The sequence below is a fragment of the Lujinxingia vulgaris genome (assembly GCF_007997015.1).
Classification (GTDB): domain Bacteria; phylum Myxococcota_A; class Bradymonadia; order Bradymonadales; family Bradymonadaceae; genus Lujinxingia; species Lujinxingia vulgaris.
The window spans coordinates 253,307-272,680 of the sequence record NZ_VOSM01000006.1; the positions used below are offsets into that span (position 1 = coordinate 253,307).

At 65.0% G+C, this 19,374-nt stretch carries 12 protein-coding genes; 8 read left to right on the top strand and 4 right to left on the bottom strand.

What is annotated here, in order from left to right; genetic code table 11:
• The first annotated feature begins 213 nt into the window (after positions 1-213).
• Positions 214-1,521, top strand: coding sequence for a lactate 2-monooxygenase (locus FRC98_RS13800; protein ID WP_146982026.1), 1,308 nt, complete (start codon positions 214-216; stop codon positions 1,519-1,521).
• Positions 1,522-1,874: 353 nt separating this feature from the next.
• Complete coding sequence (locus FRC98_RS13805) at positions 1,875-3,500, top strand: hypothetical protein (protein ID WP_146982027.1); 1,626 nt, start codon at positions 1,875-1,877, stop codon at positions 3,498-3,500.
• 141 nt (positions 3,501-3,641) lie between these two features.
• Here the strand turns inward: FRC98_RS13805 and FRC98_RS13810 are convergent, their stop codons facing one another.
• Complete coding sequence (locus tag FRC98_RS13810) at positions 3,642-4,466, bottom strand: ABC transporter substrate-binding protein (protein ID WP_146982028.1); 825 nt, start codon at positions 4,464-4,466, stop codon at positions 3,642-3,644.
• Between the two features lie 241 nt (positions 4,467-4,707).
• Here FRC98_RS13810 and FRC98_RS13815 point away from each other — a divergent pair, with 241 nt between their 5' ends.
• Together FRC98_RS13815 and FRC98_RS13820 are read left to right on the top strand one after the other, a co-directional pair.
• The gene (locus tag FRC98_RS13815) at positions 4,708-6,966 is read left to right on the top strand and encodes a hypothetical protein (protein WP_146982029.1); all 2,259 of its coding nucleotides are present in this window, start codon (positions 4,708-4,710) and stop codon (positions 6,964-6,966) included.
• Positions 6,967-7,371: 405 nt separating this feature from the next.
• A complete protein-coding gene (locus tag FRC98_RS13820; protein ID WP_146982030.1) occupies positions 7,372-10,023 on the top strand; it encodes a hypothetical protein in 2,652 nt (883 codons plus the stop codon).
• Positions 10,024-10,239: 216 nt separating this feature from the next.
• Here the strand turns inward: FRC98_RS13820 and FRC98_RS13825 are convergent, their stop codons facing one another.
• Positions 10,240-11,877, bottom strand: a complete 1,638-nt coding sequence (locus tag FRC98_RS13825; RefSeq protein WP_146982031.1) for an HmuY family protein — start codon at positions 11,875-11,877, stop codon at positions 10,240-10,242.
• A 56-nt stretch (positions 11,878-11,933) separates the two neighbouring features.
• Positions 11,934-14,030, bottom strand: a complete 2,097-nt coding sequence (locus FRC98_RS13830; RefSeq protein ID WP_146982032.1) for a TonB-dependent receptor domain-containing protein — start codon at positions 14,028-14,030, stop codon at positions 11,934-11,936.
• A 213-nt stretch (positions 14,031-14,243) separates the two neighbouring features.
• Between FRC98_RS13830 and FRC98_RS13835 the strand changes: the two genes are divergently transcribed.
• From FRC98_RS13835 to FRC98_RS13850, 4 genes are read left to right on the top strand one after another with little or no spacing between them, the layout of a single operon-like run.
• The gene (locus FRC98_RS13835) at positions 14,244-15,269 is read left to right on the top strand and encodes a heme/hemin ABC transporter substrate-binding protein (protein ID WP_146982033.1); all 1,026 of its coding nucleotides are present in this window, start codon (positions 14,244-14,246) and stop codon (positions 15,267-15,269) included.
• Positions 15,270-15,271: 2 nt separating this feature from the next.
• Entirely contained in the window at positions 15,272-16,360 is a 1,089-nt protein-coding gene (locus FRC98_RS13840; RefSeq protein ID WP_146982034.1) for a FecCD family ABC transporter permease, read from the top strand.
• A gap of 51 nt (positions 16,361-16,411) precedes the next feature.
• Positions 16,412-17,236 carry a heme ABC transporter ATP-binding protein gene (locus FRC98_RS13845; RefSeq protein ID WP_146982035.1) on the top strand — a complete coding sequence of 275 codons (825 nt, stop codon included), beginning with the start codon at positions 16,412-16,414 and terminating at the stop codon, positions 17,234-17,236.
• Entirely contained in the window at positions 17,230-18,273 is a 1,044-nt protein-coding gene (locus FRC98_RS13850; protein ID WP_146982036.1) for a hemin-degrading factor, read from the top strand. The genes FRC98_RS13845 and FRC98_RS13850 overlap by 7 nt, the downstream gene beginning before the upstream one ends.
• Before the next feature lie 250 nt (positions 18,274-18,523).
• Here the strand turns inward: FRC98_RS13850 and FRC98_RS13855 are convergent, their stop codons facing one another.
• Entirely contained in the window at positions 18,524-19,111 is a 588-nt protein-coding gene (locus tag FRC98_RS13855; RefSeq protein ID WP_146982037.1) for a PhnA domain-containing protein, read from the bottom strand.
• Positions 19,112-19,374: the final 263 nt, after the last annotated feature.

Here is a 19,374-nt window from a genome sequence, read left to right on the forward strand (position 1 = left end):
TTTGCGATCGCTCGGTTATGCGAGAGATCGCCGGCTGCGCCGGCCGGTGAGGCTTGACCTTGTGGAACCCGCGGACAAAGCTCAACGCATCGAATTTTTGTGCGTCTCTCACGCGTGCAGCGCTCATGTATGAGCCGGCGGCCGCGGCAGGTGGAGCGTGGATGAGGCGCGTCTTTCGCGAACTTCGTTGATGTTCTGGCCTAAGGAGCCTCCATGTCGAAGCCTCAGAATCCGACGTCGCCCTCAACTTCAAAGCCGGGCATCGGCCGGGAGCGTCAGACCGAGATTTACGTGCGCGGCGTCAGCGGTCAGCCGCCGGCTGTGCCGGTGGATTTCTGCACCCTGGAGCAGCGCGCAAAAGAGGCGATGAGCCCGGAGGCGTTCGGGTATGTGGCCGGCGGCGCGGGGATGGAGCGCACGATGGCCTCAAACCGTCAGGGATTTGACCGGTGGGCGATCGTGCCGCGGATGCTGCGCGACGTCTCAGTGCGCGACGCTTCCGTGGAGATCTTCGGCACGCGTTACAACTCGCCGCATATGCTCGCACCGATCGGAGTGCTGGAGATGGCGCACGCCGAGGCGGATCTGGCCGTGGCGCGGGCGGCGCGGCGCGAGAATGTTCCCATGATCTTCAGCAATCAGGCATCTGTGCCGATGGAGGATTGCGCCCGGGAGCTGGGTGAGACGCCGCGTTTTTTTCAGCTCTACTGGAGCGTGTCTAACGATCTGGTCAAAAGCCTTGTGCAGCGAGCCGAAGAGGCCGGTTGTGAGGCGATCGTGGTCACGCTGGATACGACGCTGTTGGGCTGGCGCACCCGCGATCTGGATCTGGCGTATCTTCCCTTTTTGAGAGGAAAGGGGATCGCGCAGTACACCTCCGATCCGGTCTTTCGGCGACTTCTTAAAGAGGATGAGCTCGACCAGGAGGTGGGCCCGGAGCGCAAGGTCAACCTCTCGACGATCCGCGTGTTGATGGAGCTAGCCGGAAACTACCCGGACGGCTTTTTCAAGAGCCTGACCAGCGGGGAGGCGCTGGCGGCGGTGCGAAAGTTCACCGGCATTTATTCGAGACCTTCGCTGACCTGGGAGGACCTGAGTTTTCTGCGCGAGTGCACCGAGCTTCCGATCGTGCTCAAGGGGATCTGCCATGTGGAGGACGCGAAGCTCGCGCGGGAGCACGGCATCGACGGCATCGTGGTGTCGAACCACGGGGGACGCCAGGTCGACGGGGCGCTCAGCTCGATTGAGGCGCTGCCGGCGATCGCCGAGGCCGTAGGCGACGATCTGACGATCTTCTTCGACAGCGGGATTCGCACCGGCGCCGACGTCTTCAAAGCGGTGGCGCTGGGGGCGGACGCGGTCCTGGTGGGCCGGCCCTATGTCTACGGACTTGCTGCCGGGGGGGAGGAGGGCGTGGTGGAGGTGCTGCGTAACTTCAAAGCCGACTTTGATTTGACCATGGGGCTGGCGGGATGTCGCACCATCGAGGAGGTGCGTCAGGCGACATTGGTTGAGCGCTGAGCGCGTGTGGTGCGCCGTCTGGGGAGGCGAATCGCCAGAGCCGTGAAACCTAAAGATTCGCGCGCATTTGAGGCATGTCGGGCGGGGGCCGAGAGCTGCGCGCGGAAAAGTTCCGAGAAAAATGGCGATGTTACGATTATTTGCTTCGCTTTTGCATTTTTTTACCTAGACTAACCGTGAGGTTAATTGTCTCTGCCGCGGCCTATTACTATTAAGGGACTACGTCGGAAGCATCATGCCGATCGGGGCGATGCCCGGGCGCAGCCTGCGGCGAACTTGAACGAGGATGAAAAATGCGAAACTCATGGAATGTATGGAATTTGGGTGGTGATTGGAGCAGACAGATCGCGTCGATGATCTGTCTGCTCTTCGTGCTGAGCGCTTGTAATGTGGACGACGGCGCCGTGCTCAATCCGGGCTATGGCGATGATACGGGCCACGTGGACGAGGACAGCGGAGATCTTGATATCGGCTATCCCGACACGGACGGGCCCGATAGCGCTGAGCCCGACGTCGATGTGAGCGCGCCGAGCTGCGAGGACGGCGTTCAAAACGGCGATGAGACCGGGCAAGACTGCGGCGGCGACTGCGCCCCCTGCGCCCTGGGAGTCGGCTGCGAAGAGGGTGCCGACTGCGAATCGGGCTTCTGCACGGGCAATATCTGCGTCGATCCGAGCTGCGCCGACGTGCAATGCGATGAGGAAGAGGCCTGCTACCGCGCGGTCTGCTACCTCTCCTGCGACGACGCCGACGGCTGCGACCCCAACTCCCGCTGCTACCAGGGGGCGTGTCTGCCTCTGGACTGCTCGGGGGTGATGTGCGGCTCCGATGAGACCTGCTACCGCGGCGTGTGCTACGGGGCCTGCTCCGGCGATCAGAGCTGCAGCGAAGAGGGCGCCGAGTGCCTCGACGGCAGCTGCGTTGTGGCGACCTGCGACGATGGCCTGCAAAATGGCGAAGAGACTGACAAGGATTGCGGCGGAAGCAGCTGCGACGCCTGCGCGGTCGGCAAGATGTGTGAGGTGAGCGAGGATTGCCAGGCACCGATCGAATCCGACTTTGGGGAGTGCGAATTCGACGACGCCAACACCTGTGCGCTGGTCGGCACCCAGAGCCGTACCGTGACTCGGTTTACCTGTGGTGATTCAGGAACCTGTGAGGCCGCCGAAGGGATCGAGACCCGTGAGTGCCGCCGCGAGGTTGGCGAGGTGCAGTGTGCGGAGCCGGTGATCGGCGAATGGAGCGGCTGTGAGGCGATTGCTGGCGAGCCCGACTGCTCAGCCCGCGGAGAGCGCCGTCAGGTGAACACCTCCTACGTCTGCCGCGATGGAGGATGCGAGGCGATCGTAGACGTTCGAGTCGAGGCATGTGAGCGTCGGACCGAAGGATTGAGCTGCGATCGAGGCCGCGTGGAGGGAGAGTGGTCGCCGTGTGCTCGGGCCAGCGATACCTGCGATAGCGAGGGCTTGCAGTCGCGCGAAGTCAACGAGCAGCGCTGCGTTGGCGGGGCATGTGAGACCTCCTCGTTCGTCGAGACACGGACGTGTCACGTGGAGACCGATGGTCTTGGCTGCGGACGCAGCTTCTTCGGCGAATGGTCGGGATGTCGAATCGCGGTGAGTACGTGCTCGGGCAGCGAAAGCCGAACGCGCACCGACCGCATCTGTCAGGGCGGAAGCTGTGAGAGCATGGAGTCGTCCGAGATCCAGGCGTGCTACGCCGAGGCCGGCACAAGTTGCATGGGGCCGATTCCGATGGACACCGAGGAGTGTGTGAATGGCACCCGGATGGTGACGACCTGGTCTTCGCAGTGCGACGGCAGCGGCGGCTGCACGCCCGTCTCCCGCACTTACCCGAACGGCCGCTGTGTCCCTCAGGTCTGTCAGCCTGGTTTCGGCTGCACGACCCCGGATGGCACCTCCGGTTGCTGCACGTCAGATGGGATGCAGTGCCGCACTGATGTTCCCTGCCTTGGGTAGTCGGCGTTGGATCAGGACGCTTAACTAAGGTCAAGATCGGCTCACCGCGTCGCCACGATGGCGTGATGAGCGATGCGTTATGGGTTGAGATGAGCCCGCACACATCCCCCGGTTGCTCGCGCAGCCGGGGGATGTGTGTTTTCAGGGCGTGGTCGCAGGTCCATCCTCGGCCAGAGGTCGAATCGCCGCCTCCAACGCATCGAGCCCGGCGCTCAAGCAGGCCGGGCCGGGCTGCAGGATGATCGCCGGGTCGAGCTCGATGATGCGATCGTGCTTGATCGCTTCAAGCTCGGCGTAGCCCGGCCGCGCGCGGATGCTCTCTTTGTCGACGGGTTTTCCGCACCAGCTCGCCAGGATCAGCTCCGGGTTGGCTTCGATGATGGCGGCATCGTCCACAAAGCGTTCTTTTGCGAGTTTGCCGGCCGCCTTCTCGCCAAAAATATTCTGGCCGCCGGCCAGCTCCACAAGCTCGCTGACCCACTGGATGGCGGTGATGCGCGGCTCGTCCCATTCTTCGAAATAGACCCGTGGCCGCCGCTTCGCGGCGGCGCTTCTCTGCCGCGCGGCTTCCAGCCGCGCGATATACCCCCCCACAAGCTCCAGCACCTCCGTTCGCCGGTCCACCAGCGTGCCCACCATCACCATCACCTCCAAAATCTCCTGGAGGCTGCGCTGGTTGAAGATCGCCACCGGCAGGTTCGCCTTGATGAGCTCGCGAGCAAGATCGGCCTGAATATCCGAAAATCCGATGATCACATCGGGCTTGAGCGCGGCGATCTTTTTGACGCTCCCGCCGATAAAGGCCGAGACCACCGGCTTCTCCGCCTTGGCCCGCGCCGGCCGCTCGGTGTACGCGCTGATGCCCACAATGCGCTCCTCCTCGCCAAGCAGGTAGAGCAACTCCGTGGTCTCTTCGGTCAGACAGACGATGCGTTCGGGGCTTCGGGGAAGTTGAAATCGGGTCATGGGTCGCGTCCTTTAACTTGCGGCGTAACTTGCAAAATACGCAGAATTTTCCCTAAGCTGACGGTCAGGATTTATTCCATCCATCGCGAAGGACGTGCTCTTTCCACGCATCACATGCCGCCTGGCCTGCGCCTGACGCGACCTGCGTGGTGAGTGAGGGAAAAGCTCGCGCAGCTCTACCGTCGGCGAGTTGAGCCGACCTGTCGACACCGAGGGTGTCATGGTTTTGGGAGAAAGGTCTATGGTTCAGTGGATTCGAAGTCAGCGTTCTCTGCAGAAGACGTGGTGGATCGCCGCGCTCTTCGTGTTTGTGATCGCGTGTAATGTCGACGACGGCGCGATCACTCGCCCCGGCTCCGGCGATGATGCCGGCGACCTGGACTCCGGCCAGCCCGACGCCAACCTGGATGTCGGGGAGCCCGATCTTGGAGAACCCGATGCCGACGTGCCCGCGCCGGCCTGCGACGACGGCATCCAGAACGGCGATGAGACTGCTGTAGATTGTGGCGGCGACTGCGCGCCCTGTGCCCTGGGTGAAGGCTGCTCCGAGGCCGCCGACTGCGAGTCGGGCTTCTGCGCCGGCAACCTCTGCGTCGATGAGAGCTGCGCCGGTGTGGAGTGCTCCGAGGAGGAGGCCTGCTACCGCGGCGCCTGCTACCTGGCGTGTGAAGACGCTGATGGCTGCAACCCGAGCTCGCGTTGCTACCAGGGCTCGTGCGTGCCGCTGGACTGCTCCACGGCCGAGTGCACCGCCAGTGAGACCTGCTACCGCGGCGTCTGCTACGGGGCCTGCTCCGGCGATGAGGGTTGCTCGGAGGAAGGCGCCGAGTGTGTGGAGGGAAGCTGTGTGGTGCCCACCTGCGACGATGGCCTGAAAAACGGCGATGAGACGGATGTCGACTGCGGCGGCTCAACGTGTGATGCCTGCGCCGCCGGCAAGATGTGCGAAGTGGGCGAAGACTGCCAGGAGCCGCTGGCGACCCCCTGGAGCGACTGCGACTTCGGTGAGAGCACCTGCGCCGAAGTGGGCACCCAGACGCGCACGGTGACGACCTACAGCTGTGGCGAGGCCTCGACCTGTGAGGTGAATGAAGAGGTCGAGACCCAGGAATGCACCCGTGAGACCGACGCTCAGGAGTGTGGCGAGACGGTGATTGGCGAGTGGGGCGCCTGCCAGGGCGCTGGCGAGCAGGGCGTATGCTCGACCGAGGGGCGTCGTCGGCGCGTGATCACCAGCTTTGTCTGTGCCGATGGCGGCTGTGAGGTTGTAGAAGAAGAGGAGTTTGAGGCCTGCGTACTCGACACCGACGCTCAGGCCTGCGGCACGCCGGAGACTGGCGCGTGGAGCGAGTGCGGCGGCTTTGACAGCGTGTGTGATCAGGAAGGCACGCGCAGCCGCACTGTGACCTACTTTGAGTGCAACGGCGGCGACTGCAACGAGCGCGTCGACACCGAGACCGAGACCTGCCGCCGCTCCACCGGTGGCGATAGCTGCGGGGATACGACCTATGGTGATTGGAGCGCGTGTGAGGGTTTCAGCGGTGTCTGCGGGCAAACCGGGACGCAGTTCAGAACCGTCACCTACCGAGAATGTGCCGGTGGGGCGTGTGAGACGAGGACTGCCACGGAGAGTCAGCAGTGCACCCGCAACACCAACGGAGTTGAGTGTCAGCCCGATGTTGAGGGCAATTACAGCGCATGCAGCTATGAGGATGAGACGTGTTCCAACAGTGGAAGTCGCACGCGCTTGGTGACCGAATACGCGTGTCAGGGAGGAAGCTGCACCTCATCGACGCGAACGGAGACCGACACTGAGGGGTGTGCTCGAAACAGAGATGGCACGACCTGTGATCAGGGCACGACCCACACCAACTGGTCGAGCTGCAGCATCGCCAGCGGTGCGTGCTCGGGCACCCAGACCCGTACCCGCACAGAACGCACCTGCAGCGGCGGCACCTGCATAAGCAACCATTTCACTGAGGAGCAGAGCTGCAACCAGACCAACGGCACGACCTGTGGCGCAGGAACCACCCGCACGAACTACTCCGCGTGCAATCTGGCGACCAACGCCTGCTCCGGGACCCAGACCCGCACCCGCACCGACCGCACCTGCAATAACGGGACATGTGTGAGCACGGACACTCCGGAGAGCCAGAGCTGCAACGCCAGCAATGGCACCACGTGTGGTACGACCTCGACCGGCACCTGGGGAGCTTGTCTGCTCGTCCAGGGCACCTGCGGGGGAGAGCAGCGCCAAACGGTCACCTACCGGCGATGCTCCAATGGAAGCTGCACAAATGTGAGCGCTACAAACACGCGGGGCTGCAACGCACCTTCGGGGACGAATTGCAACTGCAACATGTTGTCGGGTACCTGCACCTCAGGCGGTGTGTGTGATTGCAGTGGATCGTGTTTTGAGGGCTCCTCGTGTACCGGCCCCTCGGGCCAATGGGGCTGCTGCAGCGGTGGGCGTTGTCTGGAAGGGTTCCTCTGCCCCTGATCGTGCGACCTCCTCGACCCGCGAAAGGTTGAGGAGGGACGCGCCCCGGCGGTATGACCTCGCCAGTGACTTCATGAAGACCCGACGCCCCCCCAGGCGTCGGGTCTTTTTGCTCTGCGCGCTGACGGGCCAGCTGCCGAGCGCCCAGGCGCAGGATTTGCGAGACGCGCTTGCGTTGCAGGTGGATGTTTACTTAGTGTTGCAATCAGGGGTTATTCCCACAAAGAGGAGAATTGGTACGGTGCCCACTGCGCGTATCTCGTCGTATGTGAACCGATCCGGGAGGCGTCAGCGCCCTTCTGCGCCTCGCCAGACAGGCAAGCGATGGACCTGGCTGACGCCAATGAATTCGGCTGCCGGAACCCTGCCGGTGGCCCCATGTGGAAAGATCACTGGAGCCATGCAATGCACTTAAAAGTCAAAACGATGCCCCGGCGGGCGTTGGGTTGGATGATGATCCTGCTCATCAGCGCCACCCTGGCCTGCAACACCGACGATGACTCGGTGATGATCCCCGGCGAAGACGTCGAGCTCGACAGCGGCTCGCCGGACACACCCATCGACGATGCCGGCGAAGACGGGGGCCAGCCCGATGCCGACACCACCCCGGCGCCCACCTGCGACGATGGCGAAAAAAACGGCCAGGAGAGTGGGGTGGATTGCGGCGGCCCCGACTGCGAGGCCTGTGATGTGGGGGAGTCCTGTGAGGCATCTGTGGACTGCGCCTCGGGCTTTTGCACCGGCGGGGTCTGCGTCGATGAGAGCTGCGCCGAGGTGGAGTGTGAGACCGGCGAGTCCTGCTACCGCGCGGTGTGCTACGCTGCCTGCGAGTCGCCGGATGATTGTGAGGCCGGCTCGCGCTGCTACGAGGGTGCCTGTGTGGTTCAGGACTGCGACGTGGTCGAGTGCGCCGCCGAGCAGACCTGCTACCGCGGCGTCTGCTATGGGGCCTGCTCCGATGATGAGAGCTGCACCGAAGAGGGCGCCGAGTGCCTCGATGGCAGCTGCGTGGTCCCCACCTGCGAAGACGGCCTGCAGAACGGCGAAGAGACCGACATCGACTGCGGCGGCCCCGACTGTGAGGCCTGCGAGCCGGGTAAGATGTGCGAGCTTACTGAAGACTGCCAGCCGCCGGTCGAGTTGCCCTGGAGCGACTGCGACTTTGGCGAGAGCACCTGCGCCGAAGTTGGCACCCGCGAACGCCTGGTCACCCGTTACGTGTGCGGCGATCAGATGACCTGCGAGATCGTCGAAGAGGTGGAGACCGAGAGCTGCACCCGTGAGACCGACGCGCTCGAGTGTGGCGAGACGGTGATTGGCGAGTGGGGCGACTGCCAGGGCGCTGGCGAGCAGGGCGTGTGTTCGACCGAGGGCCAGCGTCGGCGCGTGATCACAAGCTTTGTCTGCGCCGAGGGCGGCTGCGATGTGGTGGAAGAAGAAGAGTTCGAGAGCTGCGTGCTCGACACCGACGCCCAGGCCTGCGGCACCCCCGAGGCTGGCGAGTGGAGCGCGTGCGGGGGCTTCGACAGCGTCTGCGATCAGACTGGCGAGCGCAGCCGCACCGTGACCTACTTCGAGTGTGGAAGCGGCGATTGCGTGGAGCGCGTCGACACCGAAGTCGAAGCCTGCAACCGCTCCACCACTGGCGAGAGCTGCGGTGAGGAGACCTACGGCGACTGGAGCCCGTGTGAGGGATTCAACGGCGTGTGCGGCCAGACCGGGACGCAGTCGCGCATGGTGACCTATCGCGAGTGTAATGGTGGCGAATGCTCCACGCGCACCGACACCGAGAGCCAGCTCTGTACCCGCGACACCACCGGTGATTCCTGTCAGGACGATGTCGTCGGCGACTGGTCGAGCTGCAGCTACGACGACGCGCTCTGCTCGACCAGCGGCAGCCGCATTCGCACCATCACCGAGTACGCCTGCCAGGGCGGAAGTTGCGCCCAGTCCAGCCGCACCGAGACCGACACCGCCGGCTGCGCGCGCAGCACCGAGGGCGACAGCTGCGGCGCCGAAGAGAACGGCGCCTGGTCGAACTGCACGTATCCTACTGAGTGCTCCACCCAGGGAAGCCGCACCCGCACGGTGACCTACCGCGAATGCACCGACGGCGGCTGCGCCACGCTGACTCGCACCGAGACCGACAGCGCCAGCTGCACGCGCACCACCGCCGGCAGCAGCTGTGGTGCTGGCGTCACTGAGACGCCCTGGACGGCCTGCAGCGGCTTTGCCGACGTGTGTGACACCACCGGCACGCGGTCTCGGGAGGTCACCACGCGGACCTGCTCGGGCGGAACCTGCCAGTCGAACACCGTTACCGAAAACGGGAGCTGCACGCGCACCGTGGCTCCCGGCACCACCTGTGGAGCGGGCACGACCTGGGGTAACTGGTCGACGTGCAACATCGCCAGCGGCGAGTGCTCGGGCACTCAGACGCGCACCCGGACCGAACGCACCTGCAGCGGCGGGAGCTGCCAGAGCAACAACTTCACCGAGAGTCGTAGCTGCAATCAGAGCAACGGCACCACCTGCGGTTCGGGCACGACCTGGACCGCGTGGTCGAGCTGCAGCATTGCCAGCGGCGCCTGCTCGGGCACCCGGACGCGCACCCGCACCGAGCGCACCTGCAGCAACGGCACCTGCACAAGCAGCAACTTCACCGAGAGCCAGAGCTGCAACCAGACCAACGGTACAACCTGCGGTGCGGGGATAACCTACGGTTCCTGGGGCGCCTGCAATTACTCCAACTCGTGCGATAACAGCGCCACGAAAACGCGGACCCAGTACACGCGCACCTGCTCCAGCGGGACGTGCGTCACATCGACGTCCACCGACACCGGCAGCTGCTCGCGTAATACGAATGGCGTCAGCTGCGGAAGCACGGATTATGGTTCCTGGTCGTCGTGCTCACCTGCCCCGCTCTGTGAGTGGTCCCGTCGAAGCCGCTCGGTGACCACGTATAACTGCTCCAGCGGAAGTTGCTCCTCGTCGACGTCGACGCAGTCCGAGAGGTGTTATTATAACGCACCGGCTCCGGGGCAGATGTGCCCCTGATAGGTCTCGTCCCATAAAGCATCCGGCCGCCATCGGCGGCCGGATGCCCTGATCGAAAAAACCCCGGCGGTGCATTGCACCGCCGGGGGTTTTTGTTCAGGGAATCCTTTGTTCAGGGATTCCTTTGCTCAGGGAATCCTCTTGCACCTCCTCATCACCATGGGCTTTTTGAAACACACCGGCGCATAAGCGTTGAGGTGCAGAACGCCACCCTGATTAAAAGCTCGAGGCGTTGGGGCCGGTGTAGGCCAGGCGCAGCTCAAAGACGCCATCGGCAAACGAGGCGACGCGCACCTTGGCGTAGCCGCCATCTTCCAGCGCCACGACAAAGGTTTTGGCGGCCGGGCTCACCGTGTGGGTGGTGAAGTCGTAGTCGTACCACTCCGCCAGCACGGGGTTGCCAGAATACTCGGCGCCGGAGGGCTGGATGGTCAGGGTCTCGTCGACCTCGTAGCCCTCGGTCGGGGCTTCGGTGAGGGCCTCAAAGTCGTCTTCCAGGGCCAGCACGGCGACAGAGCCTTCCGGGGCGGTGGTGCCGCCGAAGGCGCGGGCCTGGTAGTTTTTAAAGGCGATATCCCAGCTTGCGCCAGCTTCCACAACCTGACCCAGGGTCAGTGAGATGTTGGCCCAGCTCTCGGCGTTGCTGGCGTCAACTTCCAGGGTGGTCTCTTCGACCACCGCCTCGATGGCTTCAAAGCGCAGCTGGTAGATGCCCCCGTCGTAGTCGAGGATCTCGAGCTTGCCGTAGGAGCCGTCGGCCAGGCGCAGCACAAAGACGCCTTCGGCCGGGCTGACTGTGTGGGTGGTCATGTCGTAGTCGAACCAGTTGGAAAGCGCGGCGTTCTGCGCCACGGGCTCCGCGCCGGGGGGGCCGGCGGGGACCTCCATCGTGTCGACCACAAAGCCTAAGGTGTTGGTGGTGATGAGCGTCTCGAAGTCGGCTTCGGCGTTGAGGGGAAGGGCGCCGGCAAGGCCCGCGCCGCTCACGCCACTGTTGGTCTGGAAGCCGGTGCGCTGAATCGCAATATCCCAGGTCAGCTCGGCCGTCGCGTCGCCGACGGTGACGGCTTCTTTGTCGAGGAGCGAGACGTAGGTCCAGGCCTCGCTCGACGAGGCGTCGATGGTGAAGGTGCCTTCGACCGGATCTTGAGGATCTTCAGGATCTTCGGGGTCTTCAGGATCTTCGGGGTCTTCAGGATCTTCAACATCCGGAAGCGTGACCTCACCTTCGGGCGCGGCGATGCTGTCGAAGCGCAGCGTCACAAAGCCGGAGGTGCCGGCCTCGTCGTAGTAGTCGAGGAGCTGGACCTTCACATAATCCTCTTCGCTCAGGCGCAGCACGTAGACGCGGTCGCGCGCGCTGAGCGTGTGGGTGGTCTGGTCGTAGTCATACCAGGCACCCTCCTGCTGAAAGACCAGCCCCGGGTTCTGCCCCCGCTCATCCGGCTCGCCCTGCACATCGGTGATGTAGGTGCCGGCGGGCGCTTCAGTGAGCGCTTCAAAATCTTCGCCTTCCAGGATCTGCACGCTGACCGAGCCTGCGCCGCTGACGCCGCCGTTGACCAGGATCTGAAAGCGCTGCAGCGCCAGATGCCAGTTCTCCTGCTCGAAATCGGTGCCCTCGACGAGCTCGGCGTCGAGGAGGTTCAAGAACTGAAAACTCTCGGCGTCCTGCGTGTCGATGGTGAGCTGGTGCCAGTCGTACTCCTCACCGTCGGTATCCGGGCCGGTGCCGGTGTCGGTGTCTTCGGTATCCACGTCGTCGCGAAGATCGTTGGCGCAGGCGCTGGCCGTGCCGGCGATAAGCAGCGCCACAAGCAGGCGCCAGATCAGGTTTTTTGAAAGATGCTTCATGTTAAAACTCCAACATATTCATGGGGTTAGGGTTCGTTGTTCGAAGGGGTGATGCGTCAGTAGCGCGCGCTGAGTGCGGCAAAGAGCGCGCGGGGGGCGATGGGCAAAAAGCGCGCGTCGCCCTGGTTCAAGAGGTTGGTGCCCTGCAGCGACACCGAAAAATGATCGCCGAAATCGCGCCAGAGGTGGGCGTCGACCAGCGCCGAGGGCGGTGCAATCTCGGGCTCGGCAAGCTCGGTGGTGCCGTCGAAGTAGTAGGTGCGCGCGCTTGTGAGCTGGGCGCGCAGGTTGGCTTTGAGCCCCAGAGGCAGGCGGTCGGCCCCAAACGTAAAGCTGAGCCGGTGGGGGGCGCGGCCCTCCAGGGGGCGGCTCTGATCGCGATCCAGGGTGTCGGTCAGTGTGTAACCCAGCTCCAGGCGCACGCCCTTGCCGGGGCGCAGGCGCAGCATGGATTCGAGCCCGCGGGTGCGGGCGCTGGCGATGTTTTTGTAGCTGAACACCAGCGCCTGACCTGCGCCGGCGCTCTCGGTGGTGGTGGTGCCGATGAGGTTGTCGAGCTCGTTCCAGAAGAGGTTGATCTCGACATCGAGGCGCTCCAGCGGTCGCCACTGCGCGCCGAGCTGAAAGGAGCGCGAGGTCTCCGGCTCCAGATCGGGGTTGCCCTCAATGACGTAGCCCACCGCCGGGTTCTCAAAGTCGAGCAGAAGTTCCTGGAAACTGGGCGCGCGGTAGGCCATCGCCGCGCTTCCCAGCAGGTTGAGATCCTCGAAGACCTGATAGCGCGCCGAGAGGGCGGGGCTTGGGTGAAAGCCGTACTGGGAGTCCAGATCGAGGCGGATGCCGGGCATCAAAACAAGCTGCTGGGCGTCGCCAAAAAACCACTCGTCCTGGGCAAAGAGCGCCAGGCGATCGCGGGCGCCGCCGCCTCCTTCGAGCCTCTCGGAGTCGAAGCGGTGCAGCGCGCCTTCGACGCCGAGGGTCAGGATGTTGGTGTCACTTAGGGTGCGCTCGTAGACGCTCTCCACGATCGCCTGGGACTCGCTGCTGTCTTCGTAACGATCCAGGGCGTCGGAGCGGCGCTGATCGTAGAAGAACTGGTTGCGAAAGACCTGAAAGGTGGCCGTGGTGCGCAGCCGGCCCTGACCCTCGTGTTGGGCGTAGATCGAGGCCAGGCCATCCTCATAGGCGTTGAGGCGATCGAAGACCGCGCGCGAGGCGCCCGGGTCGACCCGCTCCTGACGGCGCAAAAGATAGGAGCCGCGCGCGCCCAGCTCCCAGTGCTCTCCCAGATCGAGCGCGCCGCCGGCGCCGGCCTGCGTCTCGTTGTAGGCGCTGCCGGTGGAGAAGATGTCTTGGGGCGATAAGTCGTATCCATCGGCCTGGCGGTGGTTGGCTTCCAGGTGGGCGCGCCAGCCTTCGCGGTTCATGCCGGCGCGGCCACCGGCCTCAATCTGGTTGCGTTGGCCGTAGCCCAGGGTGGCCTCGGCCTCATATGGTTCTTTGCTTTTGCGGGTGATGATGTTGATGACGCCGGCCATCGCGTCGGCGCCGTAGAGGGCGGAGCCCGGGCCGCGCAACACCTCGACCTGCTCGATGTTGCGGGCGTTGAAGCGGTCGAGATCGACGACCCCGTTGACGCGGCCGGCCACGCGCTGCCCGTCGACCAGGATCAGCACGTAGTCGGAGTCCATTCCCTGCAGGCGCACGCCGGTGCCGCCGACGGTGGGCACAAGCTCCGCGCCGGCCTGGGCGGCCAGGATCTCGGAGACGTCCCGGGCGCCGGAGGCCTCAATCGCGTCGCGGTCGATGACCGTGACGGGCACCGGGCTGTCTTCAATGCGTTGGGCGCGCCGGGTGCCGGTGACCACCAGCGGACCGCGGGCCCGACGCTTTTCGCGCGTCGGGTCTGCGGTGTGGGTGGGGGCTTCAGTGAGGCTTTTGGTGGCGTCGGGAGCCCCTTCATCCTCAGGTGCGGTGCGCTCCTCGTCGCGATCTTCCCGGGGAGCCTCGGTGCTTGCCTCCGGGGTACCGTCCGCTTCGGAAGCGTCCTGCGCAAAGGCGGAGGTCGGGCTCAGCGCCAGGCTGAACGCCAGCACGCGCAGAAGATAGCGGGGCGTGTGAGGAGGGCGTCGAGGTGAGGCGAGAGGTGTCATGGTGGGGTTCACTGCAGTTGGTTCGATATTGAAAACCAGTTTCAATTAGGAGGGATAATGACTGACAGGATGGCTGTCAAAGAGAAATTGAAATTGAAACCGATTTTCAATCTCTGCTTGAAATTGAAATTGTTTTTCAATATCTCCGGAGTCGACCCTGAATGATTCGCCTCAGGTTGAGGCGCTTTTCTGGCAGTTAAAAAGGACCGAACGATGAGCCATGACGCGGCAAACGCCGACCTGAACTTTACGAAACCGACGCGCGTTCGCCGCGCCGACCGCCTTCTTGCGACGCTGGCGATGATCCTGGTGACGGCGTGCGCCGCCTCCCAGCTGGCCTGTGACTCCGGCGCTGCCGAGAGCGGCACCGAGCCCACCTCCGAGGCCAGCGCCGCAGCAACCGAGGGCCAGAGCGCCGAAGGTGAAGAGGCCGCCGCAGACGACGCCCTTGAGGCCGAGCGCCTGGTCGTGCTCGGTGGCCCCATCGCCGAGATCGCTTTCGCGCTGGGCGCTGGCGAGCAGGTGGTCGCTGCGGATAAGTCCGCCGAGTACCCGCCCGAGGCCGCTTCAGTGGCCTCGCTGGACTACTACCGCATGACCTCGGTGGAGGCCGTGCTCTCCAATCGCCCCGACCGCGTGCTGGCCTCCGAAGGCGTGGGACCGGCCGAGGTGGTCGACCAGCTTAAAGGCGCCGGCGTCGACGTTGTCGTCTTTGAAGAGCCCACCGACGTGGCCAGCGCGCGCGAGCGTATTTTGAAGGTCGGCGAAGCGCTGGGGCGCACGGAGGAGGCCGAGGCGCTGGTGGCCGAGCTCGACGCGGAGCTCGAGAAAGCCGAAGCCGCCGCCTCGCAGGTCGACGAAGACCTGCGCGCGATCTTTGTGTACGCCCGCGGTCAGGGCACGCTGCTCATCGGCGGCCGTGGCACCAGCGCGGCCACCGCCATTGAGCTTGCCGGCGCCAACCTTGTGACCGAATACGACGACTTTCGCCCGATGAGCGCCGAGGGGCTGATCGCCGCGGCGCCCGACGTGGTCGTGATGACCGAAAAGGGTCTGAAAAGCCTGGGCGGGCCCGAGAAAGTCTGGGAGCTGCCGGGTATGAGCGAGACGCCGGCTGCGGCCACGCGTCAGGTGGTGGCCATCGACGATCTCAAGCTGCTGGGCTACGGCCCGCGCCTGGGTGAGGCGGTCAGTGAGCTCAGCGCGAGCTTCTCCAACCTTGAGCGGGCGGAGAAGTAAGGATGAGTGCGGCGATCCCCCATAGCCCCGAGTTGGGCACAGCGCCCAGCGCGCGGGCCTCGGAGCGGGCGCGGCGCCGCACGTGGGCGCTGGTCGGCTTAGGCGGGGCGCTGGTGCTGGTGGGGCTTATCAGCCTGGGCGCCGGCGCGGTGGCGATTGCACCGGCAGAGGTGTGGGCGGCGCTCGGCGCGCTGATCTTCAAAACCACCTCGGCCGACGCGATGCACCTGGCGGTGGTGGGCTCGATCCGCGCGCCGCGCGTGCTCTTCGGCGCGCTGGTCGGCGCCACACTGGGGGTGAGCGGCGCGGCGTTGCAGGGGATCTTCCGCAACCCTCTGGCCGACCCGGGGCTCATCGGCGTCTCCAGCGGCGCCTCACTCGGCGTGGCCTGCGCGATGATGCTGGGGGGCTCGCTCACCGGATTTGTCGCCGGCGCGATGATCCCGGCCGCAGGTTTTTTAGGCGGGCTCATCGCCACGATGATCGTCTACCGCCTGGCCACCCGCGGGGGCCGCACCGACGTGGCGACGATGCTTTTGGCGGGCATCGCCATCAACGCCTTCTGCGGCGCGGGGCTGGGACTTTTGATCTATGCGTCGAGCGACACCGAACTTCGCGACTTCACGTTGTGGACGCTCGGCAGTCTCACCACCGCCAGCTGGACGACGCTCGCCATGGCCACACCGGTGGCGCTCGTGGCGATCGGTCTGTTGCTCTCGCAGCAGCGCCAGCTCAACGCGATGCTTCTTGGCGAATCGGAGGCTTTTCATCTGGGCATCGACGCCAACCGCGTCAAAAAACGCGTGGTGGCGCTGAGCGCGCTGGCCGTCGGGGCGAGCGTGGGTTTTGCCGGCATGATCGGCTTTGTGGGCCTTGTGGTGCCGCACCTTCTTCGCCTGGCCGGCGGTGCCGACCACCGCCTGGTGCTCCCGGGCTCGGCGCTGCTCGGCGCAGCCCTCCTTGTGGGCGCCGACGCGCTGGCCCGCACCGTGGCCGCGCCGGCCGAACTGCCCATCGGCGTCATCACCTCCCTCATCGGAGCGCCTTTCTTCCTCTGGCTCCTGACTCGCCGGCTCAAAGGGGGGGGTTGATGGCTTTTGATAATAAAAACAAGGGCTTAGCGATTCGCGAGGAGGCCAGCGATGAGTGAACTTCGCGCCACAAACCTGAGCGTGCGCCTGGGCGGCGAAACGATCGTCGAGGAGATCAACTTAGGGGTGCGCCCCGGTGAATTTCTGGCGGTGGTGGGGCCCAGCGGGGCGGGAAAATCCACGCTTCTGGGCGCGCTCTCTGGCGAGCTGAAAGGGGAGAGCGGCGCCGTGATGCTCGATGAGCGGGAGATGAAACGCTGGCGGCTGGACCTGCTTGCCAGAAAACGCGCGCTCCTGCCGCAGTCGCCGGCGCTGACTTTTCCTTTTCCGGTGATCGACGTGGTGCTGATGGGGCGCCAGCCCCTTAACGGCGGGCGCGTCAGCCGCGTCGACGAGGTCATCGCGCGCGACTGCCTGCGCCTGGTGGGCATCGAGCATCTGGCCGAGCGGGCCTACACCACGCTCTCGGGCGGGGAGCGCCAGCGGGTGCATTTTGCCCGGGTGCTTGCCCAGGTCGGCCCGGAGCGCGACGACGCCCGCTACCTCTTACTCGACGAGCCCACCTCCCAGCTCGATGTCGCCCACGCCTTCTCGGCGCTGCGGGTGGCCCGGGAGTTCTGTGAGCTGGGCGTGGGCGTGATCTGCGTGCTGCACGATCTCAACCTGGCCGCCCGCTTCGCCGACACCATCGCGCTGATGGCCCAGGGGCGGCTTCAGGCCATCGGCGCCCCGCAACACGTTTTAACGACCGACTTACTCGCAACCCATTTCGGGGTCGACGCCGACATCGTCGACCACCCCCTCACGGGCGCCCTTCAGGTGGTCGTGCTCGGGGACCGACTTTCTCAAACCACCACGGAGGCGACACCATGCTGAGCACCCACACCCCCGATCCTTCGCAACTTCTCAACCAACTCCACACCCTGAAAGAGACCGAGCCCAACATCCGCGCGCGCCGCGCCGCCGAGCGCCTGGGCGTGAGCGAGGGCGAGCTCCTGGCGAGTCAGATTGGCCAGGGCGTGGTGCGCCTTGATGGGGATTTTAAGGAGATGATCAAGGCCTTTGAGGCCTTTGGCGAGGTCATGGCGCTGACCCGCAACGAGTCGGCGGTGCACGAGGTGCACGGCCGCTACGAGGATATCTCGTTCAACGGTCAGTCCGGCCTTGTGCTCAACCCGATGATCGATCTTCGGCTCTTTATGTGGTCCTGGCATCACGGTTTTGCGGTCGAGACGCCTTTCCGAGACGGCGTGCGCAAGAGCCTGCAGTTCTTCGACATCGACGGCACCGCCGTGCACAAGGTCTACCTGACCAAAAAGACCGACGAGGCCGCCTGGGATCGTTTTGTTCAGGAGCACACCGCCGCCGACCAGACGCCTTATCTGGAGGCGAAGGCCAAAAAAGCCAAAGATCCGGAGACCCCCGACGCCGAGATCGACGTGGCCAGTTTTCAGAAGACCTGGCGTGAACTCAAAGACACCCACGACTTCTTCGGCATGCTGCGCGAGTTCGGCGTGACCCGCACCCAGGCCCTGCGTCTTGCGCCCGAGGGCTACGCCCGCCAGGTCAGCAATGAGAGCGCCGTCAGCGTGTTGGAGAAGGCCCAGGCCCAGGAGCTCCCGATCATGGTGTTCGTGGGCAGCAAGGGCTGCATCCAGATCTACAGCGGCAAGGTCAACAAGCTGGTGCGCACCGGGGAGTGGTTCAACGTGCTCGACCCGGCGTTTAACCTGCACCTTAAAGACGGCGAGATTGCCCAGGCCTGGGTGGTCACCAAGCCCACCGTCGACGGCGATGTCACCGCGCTGGAAGTTTTTGATAAGGATGGCGAGGTGATCGCGCTCTTCTTCGGCGCGCGCAAGCCGGGGATTCCGGAGCTTGCGGCGTGGCGGGAGCTTGCGCACGCGCTTTAAGGGGGCGCGGGTCTACGGTGTGTTTTTGTAGGGGCGGGCCTTGTGCCCGCCCGGCGCCTGCAAATCAAAAGCCGTGCGAACGCGGGCCCCCACAAGGAGGGCCCCTACGGGAGGTGCCCACCGACCGCACGAATCGCCCCACATCGAGAACTCCTGCGCCCCACAACCACCCAACCACCCAACCACAACCCGCGAACCGCCGGCCGCTCACCCGAACCTCCCCATCGCGACCCCCCCCCCCAACGCCCCCTCAGGCTCTCTTCAAAAACATCGTCTTGAGCACGATCACCGTTCCATTCACCCGCCCCTCCACGTGCTCGGGGTTGTCGGTGAGATGGATGCCTTTGACCAGGGTTCCGCGCTTGGCCACAAAGGAGGTGCCCTTGACGTCGAGGTCTTTGATCAGTGTGACGGAGTCGCCCTCGTTGAGCTCGGTGCCGTTGCTGTCGAGGGTGCGCGGGGTGTCGTCCTCGGCTGTGTGGATGCCCTCCTCGGCCCAGCTTAAGACCTCGTCGGGGAGGTAGGCCTGGGCCAGCAGGTCGGCCGCCCAGGTGGCGCGGGGGGCCAGCCGATGCAGCAGTCGGTAGCTCAAAACCTGCACCGGGGCCACGGGGCTCCAGATGGCCTCCTGCAGGCAGAACCAGTGGGTCGGATCGAGTTCGGCGTCCTCGCCGCTGATCTGGGTGCGGCAGCCGGCGCAGAGCAGGGCGGCGTGTTTGGCGCTCTCGGCCTCGAAGGGGGCCACTCCGAAGGGGGCAAGCTCGTGGTGGGCGCCGCAGAGCTCGCAGATGTTCCCGGAACGGTCTACCAGGTCGTGTGTCAGTCGGGCGTCGGTCATCGTCAGGCTCGTCGGGTGAGAGAGGGAGAGGGGGAGGAGGAAAAACGCGTGGGTCGGGCCACGCGCCCGATCGCCCCCGCAAGGGGGCAAGCATGCTCCTAGCAGTCAAACGACGCGGCGTCATTCGGGGAAAGAGCCGCCGGGCAGGGCCTTTGTCCCGGGAACCCCTTGCGGCGTAGACTCTGGCGCGGCGAGTGACGCAGGTGCGCCCGAGTCTGCGCCGCAAGGGGCGCTCCGATGATGGCAATGCGATGATGGCAATG